The organism is Spirulina subsalsa CS-330 (genome assembly GCF_028330765.1).
GTDB lineage: Bacteria > Cyanobacteriota > Cyanobacteriia > Cyanobacteriales > Spirulinaceae > Spirulina > Spirulina subsalsa_A.
This window is the reverse complement of sequence record NZ_JAQMTY010000006.1, coordinates 1-8,280: the sequence shown is the minus strand read 5'-3', so window position 1 is coordinate 8,280 and position 8,280 is coordinate 1. Positions and strand designations below refer to the sequence as shown.

9 protein-coding genes are annotated in these 8,280 nt (G+C 52.3%); 7 read left to right on the top strand and 2 right to left on the bottom strand.

Going from position 1 to position 8,280, the window contains the following annotated elements; genetic code table 11:
* Positions 1-192: 192 nt before the first annotated feature.
* The 3 genes from PN477_RS00340 to PN477_RS00330 all read left to right on the top strand — a co-directional run bounded on the left by PN477_RS00340 (position 193) and on the right by PN477_RS00330 (position 2,238).
* A complete protein-coding gene (locus PN477_RS00340; protein ID WP_272121555.1) occupies positions 193-576 on the top strand; it encodes a RusA family crossover junction endodeoxyribonuclease in 384 nt (127 codons plus the stop codon).
* Positions 576-1,256, top strand: coding sequence for a hypothetical protein (locus tag PN477_RS00335; protein WP_272121553.1), 681 nt, complete (start codon positions 576-578; stop codon positions 1,254-1,256). The genes PN477_RS00340 and PN477_RS00335 overlap by 1 nt, the downstream gene beginning before the upstream one ends.
* A 355-nt stretch (positions 1,257-1,611) precedes the next feature.
* A complete protein-coding gene (locus PN477_RS00330; protein ID WP_272121552.1) occupies positions 1,612-2,238 on the top strand; it encodes a LysE family translocator in 627 nt (208 codons plus the stop codon).
* A 268-nt stretch (positions 2,239-2,506) separates the two neighbouring features.
* Here PN477_RS00330 and PN477_RS00325 read toward each other — a convergent pair whose 3' ends face one another.
* Positions 2,507-3,925 (bottom strand): NADP-dependent isocitrate dehydrogenase, encoded by a 1,419-nt coding sequence (locus tag PN477_RS00325; RefSeq protein WP_272121550.1) that lies wholly within the window; start codon positions 3,923-3,925, stop codon positions 2,507-2,509.
* A 471-nt stretch (positions 3,926-4,396) separates the two neighbouring features.
* Here PN477_RS00325 and PN477_RS00320 point away from each other — a divergent pair, with 471 nt between their 5' ends.
* From PN477_RS00320 to mtnC, 4 genes are all read left to right on the top strand, one after another.
* Positions 4,397-5,083 carry a response regulator transcription factor gene (locus tag PN477_RS00320; RefSeq protein ID WP_272121549.1) on the top strand — a complete coding sequence of 229 codons (687 nt, stop codon included), beginning with the start codon at positions 4,397-4,399 and terminating at the stop codon, positions 5,081-5,083.
* A 24-nt stretch (positions 5,084-5,107) separates the two neighbouring features.
* Positions 5,108-5,608: an adenylyltransferase/cytidyltransferase family protein gene (locus PN477_RS00315; RefSeq protein WP_272121547.1), complete on the top strand. Its 501-nt coding sequence runs from the start codon at positions 5,108-5,110 to the stop codon at positions 5,606-5,608.
* 24 nt (positions 5,609-5,632) lie between these two features.
* Positions 5,633-6,367 (top strand): GUN4 domain-containing protein, encoded by a 735-nt coding sequence (locus PN477_RS00310; RefSeq protein WP_272121545.1) that lies wholly within the window; start codon positions 5,633-5,635, stop codon positions 6,365-6,367.
* Positions 6,368-6,553: 186 nt separating this feature from the next.
* Positions 6,554-7,267, top strand: a complete 714-nt coding sequence (gene mtnC, locus PN477_RS00305; protein ID WP_272121543.1) for an acireductone synthase — start codon at positions 6,554-6,556, stop codon at positions 7,265-7,267.
* 25 nt (positions 7,268-7,292) lie between these two features.
* Here the strand turns inward: mtnC and PN477_RS00300 are convergent, their stop codons facing one another.
* Positions 7,293-8,090, bottom strand: coding sequence for a glutathione S-transferase (locus PN477_RS00300; protein WP_272121541.1), 798 nt, complete (start codon positions 8,088-8,090; stop codon positions 7,293-7,295).
* Positions 8,091-8,280 lie beyond the last annotated feature (190 nt).

The following is an 8,280-nucleotide window of genomic DNA, read 5'->3' as shown; positions in this document are numbered from 1 at the left end:
ACTTGGGTGCGTTGGCTTCTCAATTTTAACACAAGACTGAATTCAGTCGTCTCCCGTTGGTCGGTTTATTTGTTGGCAAAAATTCATCTCACCGCTAACCTAACGGTGTAGCGGGAGTCCTCTTTTTGCATTTAAGATAGAATAACTCATATTTACTCATGAACAAGTACGTTGACGAGATTTGAGTTCATAGTGGATGGGCCACCTGTATCGCAACAGACTCGTAGGCGTGAGCGTCTTAGAGATTGGAGAATGGTTGTACGTCAGGAGGCAGAAAAATATTGGCCATCAGGACAAACAGTGGCTACAAGTTCAATAATGCTACAAATAACCTACTTCTATGATAGAGATACAATCGATGTGGACAATATCATCAAGCCGATCCAGGATGCCATCATTGGATTAGCCTATATTGACGACGCTCAAGTTACTGATATTCTCGCTAGGAAGCGAAACTTATCAGGTAATTTTAAAGTAACAAATATGACCTCAACCCTAGCAGAAGGCTTTTCTCGTGGCGACGAATTTCTATACATCGTTGTCGTTGATGCTCCTGACCAAGAGGTATTGAGCTAATGGTAACTTCAACTGAGACCCTAAAAAGAGAGCAATTACTGAAACTAGCTGAAGAATATCGTAATCAAGGTTATGAGGTTTCTTTACATCAAAATCTTGAAGACCTACCTGATTTTCTTCAAAATTATCGCCCTGATATGATAGCGCGGAGGGGTGATGAGTCCGTAGTGATTGCGGTGCAGTCACGACGTTCACTAGGTTTTGCCTCTCGACAATATCTGCAAAATTTAGCCCAATCTGTAGAGCAGCATTCCGGTTGGCGATTTGAATTCGTGATGACTAATCCAGAGGATGATGTCTATATTTCCAACGTTGAACATCCGCTTCAGCAGGATGAAATCGCAACAAAATTACCTATCACCAGGCAACTAGTTACACAACATTTAGAGTCCGCTATTCTTTATGCTTGGTCTCTTTTTGAGGCAACCTTAAGGCTTGTTACGGAGCATGAGGGGCTGAGTTTGCAAAGACTAGATTCGCTTTATTTAGTGAAACAATTAGTCACTGAAGGTGTGATTTCTCGATCTGAGTATCAGTTATTAATGAATACACGTTCATTACGAAATGTAGTTGCTCATGGCTTTAAAACGACTCAACTAACGCAAGAGTCTGTATCTGAACTGATCGATCTTACAGAGCAACTGTTGAATGCTTTGCACTCAAGCACAGCAGCAGACTGATAAATCAAATGCAGCGAATGGTTGTTAAGTGATGAAAGAGTCAGTCGTACAATGGGGAGCTTCCCATCCTACAGTGATTAGCGACGGTGCTAATCACTGGGGCGAATTTGGAGCAGTTCAGGGGTTCGACATGAGGGGTTATTAGCCGGTAGGCTTTGAACACGGCGACCCTCCATCATCGCGCAGATGATATCAAGCACCGCGATCGCGCATACCGCACAAGTCATAAGGTCATGCCGCGAAACATCGATAGGCTAGAGATAGTTTCCTGGGTGACCCTCGCGTTCAGCGATCGCAAACCAGCATCCGGTTTGATTAGACCCAACCAAAAAATAAGCAAAAATTGGAGACTTTTATGATCGATCAAGCCACATTATTCACATATTTAGTGATCCTGCTGGGTTTTGTTTTTATTCCGGGGCCAGCGGTATTATTGACCTTAGCCCGTGCCACCAGTTCCGGAGTACGAGTGGGCCTCGCCACTGGATTGGGCATTGCGGTTGGCGATGTTCTGCATACTGTGTTGGCAGTGGTCGGAGTCTCGGCGGTGATTCTTACCTCTGCATTGATTTTCAGTGTCGTCAAATATTTAGGAGCAGCCTATTTGATCTATCTGGGGGTCAAGGCAATCGGCCAAAACGTTGATCCGAAATTACCGATAACAACCAATACTCTCGATGCCAAAACAGCATTTCGCCAAGCTGTTTTCTTGGAAGTTTTGAACCCAAAGTCGGCGATGTTTTTCTTGGCTTTTTTACCGCAATTCGCGAACCCGAAGAATGGTTTTATTGCCGTTCAACTCCTCACCCTCGGATTACTCTTTGTGATGATGGGCCTTTTGAGCACCGTCACGGTTGCCTTCAGTGCGGGTCATGTGGGGACGTTTCTCCGCCGTAATCCAGTCGTCATGCGTTGGCAAAATAAAACGGTGGGGGGTATCTATTGTGGTCTTGGAATTCGGCTGGCTTTACAGGAAAAGTAAATGTCGTTTTTGCCATAACATTCAGTCAGTTGAGTGGGCAACTGAAACTTAAGAAAATAATCCGGTGATTCCGTACTGTGAGCATCTTGCTCGCTATAGCAATCCTATTTGATTCATCAACAGGCAAGGGGCTTAAGCCCCTTGTTAGCCCCTTGCCTGTTGATGAGGAGAGAAGATCTCCGATTGATTTAGGATCGCTATGGAGGTTTAGAGCCTTTTTCAATGACCGGATTAAATTGTTAACCTCCATTTGCCCACCCAACGTTGATTAGAAGCCGTCGATGATCGCTTGGGCGAATTCGGAGCATTTCAAGGGTTCGACGCGGGGGGTCATCATCCGGGCGAGGTCGTAGGTGACTTTTTGAGACGCGATCGCATCCCCTAGGCCCTTTTTAATTAAGTCCGCCGCCTCCTGCCAGCCCATGAACTCCAGCATCATCACCCCAGAGAGGATCACCGAACCGGGGTTAATCCGATCCAAGCCGGCGTGTTTCGGGGCTGTGCCGTGGGTGGCTTCAAAGATGGCGCAGGTGTCGCCGATGTTCGCCCCCGGCCCCATGCCGAGACCGCCGACGATCGCGGCTGCCGCATCGGAGAGATAATCCCCGTTGAGGTTCATCGTGGCGAGGATCGAATATTCATCGGGGCGGGTTTGGATCTGTTGGAAGATGCTGTCGGCGATGCGATCGTTCACCATCACCTTCTCTTTCCACTTGCCATCGCCGTGGCTGTCCCAAATCGCTGCCAGGACAGATTTCACCTCTTCGCAGATGACTTGCTGTTTCTCTGGGGTGAGGGCATCATAACCGGGGTCGATCTGGTGGGCGTTGGCTTCGATGGAAATGTCCGGATTCGCTTCTTTGTTGCTCAAAATCCAGGATTCCCGCTCCGTGACGCATTGGTCGCGAAACTCCGTCGTGGCCAATTCATAGCCCCAGTCCCGAAACGCCCCTTCGGTGTATTTCATGATGTTGCCCTTGTGAACGAGGGTCACCTGTTGCTTGGCGGGGGGCAGGCGCAGGGCGTGGAGGATGGCGCGGCGCACGAGGCGCTGGGTTCCGGTTTTACTGATCGGTTTGATCCCTATCCCGGCATCGAGGGGGATTTGTTTTTTGCCATGTTCGGGGGTGGCGGGGATCAGGTCGTCGTTGAGGTAGGCGATCAGTTTTTGAGCGATCGCACTGCCTTCGCGCCATTCAATGCCGAGATAAATATCTTCGGTGTTTTCCCGATAGACAATGATGTCGAGTTTTTCGGGGGTTTTGTGGGGGGACGGAGTGCCGGGGTAGTAGCGACAGGGACGCACGCAGGCGTAGAGGTCGTTGATCTGCCGCAGGGCGACGTTGAGGGAGCGAATGCCACCGCCGACGGGGGTGGTGAGGGGGCCTTTGATCGCGATCCCGTAGTCTTTGATCGCGGTGAGGGTGTCTTCGGGCAGGTATTGATAGGTTCCGTAGAGGTCGCAGGCTTCGTCACCCGCGTAGACTTTGAACCAATGAATTTTGCGATCGCCCCCATAGGCATGGGCCACCGCTGCATCAATGACTTTTTCCGTGGCGGGCCAAATATCGACCCCCGTGCCATCGCCGCGAATAAAGGGGATAATCGGATCATGCGGCACAATCGGGTTGCCGTTTTCAAATGTGATGGGGGTGCCAACAGTCGGGGGAGTGATTTTTTCGTACATAACCCTAAAAACTTTGGATTCAGGTGCAGATGGCGGCTTGGTTCACTGACAAAATTAGCCAGATCCCGGAAAGCCCTCACCCTAGCCCTCTCCCTAGGGGAGAGGGAACTGGAAAAATGGATCGGCTCCCCTCGCCCTCTGGAAGAGGGGTTGGGGGTGAGGGCGATCAAGTCAGTCAACCAGGGTGGCGGCTCGGTGAGCCTGGGCTGATTGTCCCGAAGCTCCCATTAAAACGCTGAATCCAGGATTACGCAACTGAAAACCTGAGGCTGAATTTAAGAATTCAGCCGGATTCAATCGCAGATCAGAGGAGTTCATCGCTATTTATTGCGCTGTCCAAAGCATGAAACTCTGGCCAGATAAAATACGTCTGTTGGTCGTTAAGTGCGCCTGTCGTACCGCGAAGGTCTTCAGCCGCCACCGCCCAAACCCTAATGCTTTACCCTGCACAGAATTGAGTAATTGCCATCTATGAAACGAATTCTTTTGGTTGATGATGACCACACGCTCCGCAACAACCTCAAAGACTATCTTGAGGAGGTGGGCTATCAAGTGGAGGGGGTGAGCGAACCCCAAGCGGCGATCGCACTGTTGGAAAAAACCCCGCCGGACTTGATTATTTCCGATGTGATGATGCCGGCGATGAATGGCTTGGAGTTTTGCCGTCAGGTGCGGGCGATTCCGTCGGGGCAGTTGATCCCGTTTATTTTTCTGTCGGGTAAAAATGAACTCGAAGACCGGATTCGCGGCCATGAAATGGGGGCGGATGACTACATGACGAAGCCTTTTGTGTTGCGGGAATTGCTGGTGAAAATTGAGGCGCAGTTGGAGCGATCGCGCCGCATCCACAGTGAAATTGTCCGGATGATGCAGCAAATGAGCGGCACAGCGGGCATTCATTCCACTTCCCTAGGGATTGAAACTACCACGCCCCCGGAACCCCTCCCCCTCACCCCCGCTGAAGAGCGGGTTTTTTGGGAAGTGATCCAGGGCTTCACCAATAAACAAATCAGCGATCGCCTTTTCATCTCCCCCCGCACCGTCCAAAGCCACCTCAGCAACATCCTCAGCAAGCTCAACCTGGAAAACCGCGCTCAACTGGTAAGATTTGCTTACGAACAGGGACATCGCGCCCCCCAGAACCATTCAGAGTCCTAAGCCCCCTTGCCCGCCCTGCCCGAAATGTCATCACTCGATTCCTTAGATCGGCTCCAAGCTGCGATCGCCACCCACCCCGATCACTGGCGGCCGTTGGTCTTCACCAACGGCTGTTTTGATCTCCTCCATGTGGGCCATCTCCGCTACCTCACCGCCGCCAAAACCCACGGCAAACGCCTTGTGGTCGGCCTGAATAACGATCGCTCCGTTGCCCAACTCAAGCCCCCCCAACCCGGCCAACCCCCCCGCCCGATCATTCCCGAACAGCAACGCGCCGAACTCCTCGCCGGTCTCAAACCCGTTGATGCCGTCGTCCTCTTTGCCGAACTCCGCGCCACCGACTTGATCAACGCCCTCCGGCCGGATATCTACGTCAAAGGCGGCGACTACACCCCCGCCACCCTCCCCGAATATCCCGACGTGATCGCCTACGGGGGGCGCGTTGAACTGATTCAAGTCGAAATTCCCACCTCCACCACCGGGATTATTCAGCGCATCCGAGGGACAGGGCAGGATACAATCTAGAACGGGACAGCAAAAAAACGTTACATGAGCGACCAGAACAGCACCGCCTTACCCCCTAACCCTGACGAACTCGCCGCCGAACTAGAGCAAGCCTTCACCACCGGCACGCTCAAAACTCAACTTGCCACGGTGGATCGCCTCACAGCTACGGGTGAAGAGGGTTTAAACGCGCTCCAGACCTACCTCCTCGACAGCGAAGACAGCCCCCCCACCCCGGCGCGGGGCAAGATCTACCAACGCTTGATCCAGGCGGAAAATGGTGCGATCGCAACCCTCCTCGCAGCCACCTATCCCGACGGCATCGTCACCCCCCAATCCGAGCGTGATGTAGACTATCAAACCCTCCAAGAGGCCCTGATCGTCCAAGACTATCTCACCGCCGATCGCCTCTCGAGCCAACTCCTCTGCGAACTCGTCGGCCCCGCCGCCGTCCAGCGCAAATGGCTCTACTTCTCAGAAGTGGATAAAATCCCCATTCCCGACTTCCAAACCCTGGATCTCCTCTGGCAAACCTATTCCGAGGGCAAATTCGGCTTTTCTGTCCAGCGCAAACTGTGGCTCAGTCTCGGCAAAAACTTCACCCAACTCTGGGAACGCATCGGCTGGCGACAGGACAACAACTGGACGCGCTACCCCAACAGCTTCACCTGGAACCTCACCGCCCCCCAGGGCCATTTACCCCTATCGAATCAACTTCGGGGTGTTCGCACCTTTGAGGCGATCTTGAATCACCCCGCCTGGCAAACCTCCGCATCCTAAATTCCCCCCGCGTTCGTGAACGCGGGCTGAACTTCTGCGGCGCGGTCGCATCTGCCGGAACTGCCACGGCAGGACGATTCGATCTCCCCGCTTCATCATGTTCTGTGCAGAATCCTTGCTCATGGGTGGGCATTTTCGAGCCTACGCACAGCAGGAATGATTCTTTTGTTGTTTTTTGATAGTGTTATGATTCGTTGCATTATTACCGATATTGAAGGCACAACCACATCGATTAGTTTTGTTTTTGATGTGTTGTTTCCCTATTTCCGATCGCACCTTCCCACGCTCGCGAATCGTACCCAAGAACCGGAAATCGCTTCGGTTTTAGCGGATGTAAAAGCGATCGCCAAAACCGAAACCGGGCAAGAACTCGATGATCACGCCGCCCTTGAACAATTGGATGCTTGGGCGAAAAGCGATCGCAAAATTGCCCCCCTCAAAACCCTCCAAGGCATCCTCTGGGCTGAAGGCTTCCACAGCGGCGCATTCCAAGGCCACATCTACGACGATGTGCCCGAAAACCTCCAACAATGGCACAGCCAAGACATTCAACTGGGCATCTATTCATCGGGTTCCGTCGGGGCGCAAAAACTGCTGTTTGGCTATTCCCAATGGGGGGATTTAACGCCCTATTTTAGCCATTATTTTGACCTCGCCATCGGGGGCAAACGGGAAACGGGGTCGTATCAAGCGATCGCCTCCACCGTCCAATGCTTACCCGATGCGATCCTCTTCCTCTCCGATGTCGAAGCCGAACTCGACGCAGCGGCAGCGGCAGGCTTGCACACCTTACAATTAGTGCGCCCTGGAACCGCTGCCAGTTCCCGCCACGCCACCGTTAACAACTTTGACGAAATCACCGCCCAACTCCCCACCCTCGGCCTTGAACAAGGGGCTTAAGCCCCTTGCCTCGTCGGTGTAAAACTTAGTCAATATTGATCGAGTGGGGCGTATCGGTGGCGAAATCTGCACCGCTACCGCTCAGGGGTTGGCGGAAATCGGCATAGAGGCGATCGCGCCAGGTGAAAAACGGCTCATAGGCCGGATTATCCGCCAACCCTGGAATGCCGTTCCCCTTCAACTGCGCCGGAATATCGAGATAATTCCCCGTCGGATACTTCAAAATCACACTCAACCCCGCCACTGCAAAATCCGCCAACGTCGGCAAATCTCCCAGCAAATAGGGCGAATCGCTCAACATCAAACACAGGGCTTCGAGGTCTTGTTTTAAACTCGCTTCGGCAGACTTCATCGCATCGCCTCCCATGCCCACACCAGCCCCCAGCACATCCAACACATTCCCCGGCATCGCCCCCACCAGGGTTTTGACAATATCCGGCACATCCGGCGGCAAAAACGAGGTGCGGAAGGCCTGATTTTTATTCAACGCCCCGATCAAGGCCTTGCGCCCTTTTGTCCCAATCGATTCATCCGCCCATTCTTCTAAGGCGAGGCAAAACCCCTTTTTCTTCGGCGTGGTGGGAATAATCGGCTTGTCGGGATACTTGCGTTCGAGATAGAGGGCGATTTCCGTCGAATCGGGGATATAGGTGTCGCCGTCCTTCAAGACCGGAACTTGGCGTTGGCCGGACTTTTGGAAGAGTTCAAGCTGACCCATGCCCGGCGTGACTTCGATTTTGCGATAGTCGAGGCCTTTGTAGTCTAAGATGAGCCGAACTTTTTCGGAATATTGAGAGAGTTCAAATTGGTATAACTCCAGCATGGACGCGCCTCCTAGGATTTTGGCCTATCTTAAATGCAAAATTCATCTCACCGCTACACCGTTAGGTTAGCGGTGAGATGAATTTTTGCCAACAAATAAACCGACCAACGGGAGACGACTGAATTCAGTTTTGTGTTAGAATCGGGAGGCCAACGCACCCAAGTGTGCCTAGAGGGGCAATATTGGTGGT

Bases quoted from the DNA above. Each gene is read 5' to 3' on its own strand.
- PN477_RS00330 (WP_272121552.1), top strand. From the start codon at position 1,612: ATGATCGATCAAGCCACATTATTCACATATTTAGTGATCCTGCTGGGT.
- PN477_RS00315 (WP_272121547.1), top strand. From the start codon at position 5,108: ATGTCATCACTCGATTCCTTAGATCGGCTCCAAGCTGCGATCGCCACC.
- PN477_RS00310 (WP_272121545.1), top strand. From the start codon at position 5,633: ATGAGCGACCAGAACAGCACCGCCTTACCCCCTAACCCTGACGAACTC.
- mtnC (WP_272121543.1), top strand. From the start codon at position 6,554: ATGATTCGTTGCATTATTACCGATATTGAAGGCACAACCACATCGATT.
- PN477_RS00320 (WP_272121549.1), top strand. From the start codon at position 4,397: ATGAAACGAATTCTTTTGGTTGATGATGACCACACGCTCCGCAACAAC.
- PN477_RS00325 (WP_272121550.1), bottom strand. From the start codon at position 3,925: ATGTACGAAAAAATCACTCCCCCGACTGTTGGCACCCCCATCACATTT.
- PN477_RS00335 (WP_272121553.1), top strand. From the start codon at position 576: ATGGTAACTTCAACTGAGACCCTAAAAAGAGAGCAATTACTGAAACTA.
- PN477_RS00300 (WP_272121541.1), bottom strand. From the start codon at position 8,090: ATGCTGGAGTTATACCAATTTGAACTCTCTCAATATTCCGAAAAAGTT.